This window comes from Salinibaculum salinum (assembly GCF_037645885.1).
GTDB lineage: Archaea > Halobacteriota > Halobacteria > Halobacteriales > Haloarculaceae > Salinibaculum > Salinibaculum salinum.
This window is the reverse complement of the sequence record NZ_JBBENW010000046.1, coordinates 1-1,554: the sequence shown is the minus strand read 5'-3', so window position 1 is coordinate 1,554 and position 1,554 is coordinate 1. Positions and strand designations below refer to the sequence as shown.

Annotated in this window: 2 pseudogenes; one reads left to right on the top strand and one right to left on the bottom strand. The window is 51.4% G+C overall.

Annotated features, from left to right (window positions below):
* Positions 1-106: pseudogene (locus tag WDJ60_RS18760) on the top strand (IS5/IS1182 family transposase); the annotation flags it as partial.
* Between the two features lie 358 nt (positions 107-464).
* Here WDJ60_RS18760 and WDJ60_RS18755 read toward each other — a convergent pair.
* Positions 465-1,043: pseudogene (locus WDJ60_RS18755) on the bottom strand (transposase); the annotation flags it as partial.
* Between the last annotated feature and the right edge of the window lie 511 nt (positions 1,044-1,554).

The following is a 1,554-nucleotide window of genomic DNA, read 5'->3' as shown; positions in this document are numbered from 1 at the left end:
CCACGTCCACGCACGAACAGAAGTTTTCGTTGCGCTCTGCCTCCGGGTTGTCATTGCAATCACCAACTATGAGCGAGGAAACGAACCGGGCTGTGAGAAGCTATGAGATGGATTCTATGACAGGCTCTATTGGTTAATACTCTATGATATCTCAATGAGTGTGGAACAACGGAGCGGATTCCGGGTTCTTGCAGCCGTTCTTGGGAGTCTGTGGCTCATCGGAACTCTTGTGTTGTATTGGCAAACCGGAATAAACTGGACGAATCGTGCCACTGTTACATGGGTTGGGGTCGTTATTGTCGTGTCGATTGGCGTGCTTGTCTGGACGGTGGGAATCCTCACCGGCGATTACGATCGCCGTCACCAATCATACATTAGAGTGATGCAACTTTGTGGAGCTATTGCACTGGCTGGACTGGCCTCGCTGTTTATTCTCTAAGAAGGAATTTGCTATACAACTTAGCTCATATCTTGAATTTTTCACGTCCGGGATCGTCACCTCTCTCGAAATTAGTGATTGCAACGATAATTCGGAGACACAGCGCAAGGAACACTTCTGTTCGTGCGTGGACGCGGCCTCGGGCGCGGACGTGCCCGAGGCCGCAGTCCTTGACCGCGTCGTTGGTTCGTTCGACGCCTGTCCGGTTGTTGTACGTCTCGTCCAAGATAGATTGTTTCAGCTGAATGTCCTCGCCATGTTCCTCGATTCGGTCTTCGACCCTGTACTTGATGTCTTTCGGGTCGGCAGTGTTTCGTGGATTGTACGGAGCGATTGGCACGACCCCTGCGGCCAGCAGGTGGTCGTGCCAATCGAGGATGTCGTAGGCGCTGTCACCAAGCATCCAGACTGGTGTATCGACGGCGAGCGCGTCACAGGTGACGCGCATCGCCGTCTCTTTGTCTGCTTGTTTGGCCTGTGTGAACTCTGCTGCTATCGGGATCTTTGCACCGGTCGAGACGATCGTACAGCCGAAGCCGTAATAGTGCTCTTCGGCCGTTGGATCGTAGTTCCATGACGCCGCGTCGTTGTATTGAATCGCTTGGCTCTGTAGTTTCGCTAGGCGCGACAGCTACGACTGCGTTATCTCGGTAGAAAGCGAAGAGACAGATTGGTTTGGTTCCCTGCTGGTGAAACTTATTTCTCTCGAAAATCATGTGTGAAATCCAACTACTGTTCTTAGCTTGCTGTCTCCCCACTGTACAACGCGGTCTGAACAAGCACATGTGGCAGTTCCAAATTGATTGCGTCGGAACATGAGCGATAGAGCAAATCACGACGAGGCTACGGGAAAAAGCGTGAGCAAATCTCTCCCAACAGCAATCCCATCGACGGTCTGATATCCTCCCACGGCTAAAGCCCTGTCTCTTACCCATAACTCAGCATCAGCGCATTAATTCAACGTGAATAGATACGAGACAAAGAAATTAATCAGATCTCGGTCATTATCTAGCGAAAACCAAAGTGATCTCGGTGAGGTTGTTTGACAAAATTGAGAGAACTGGTGACTACCGCCGCTTTCCGCTGAATGAGCCGCGAGAGCGCGCTCATTCAGC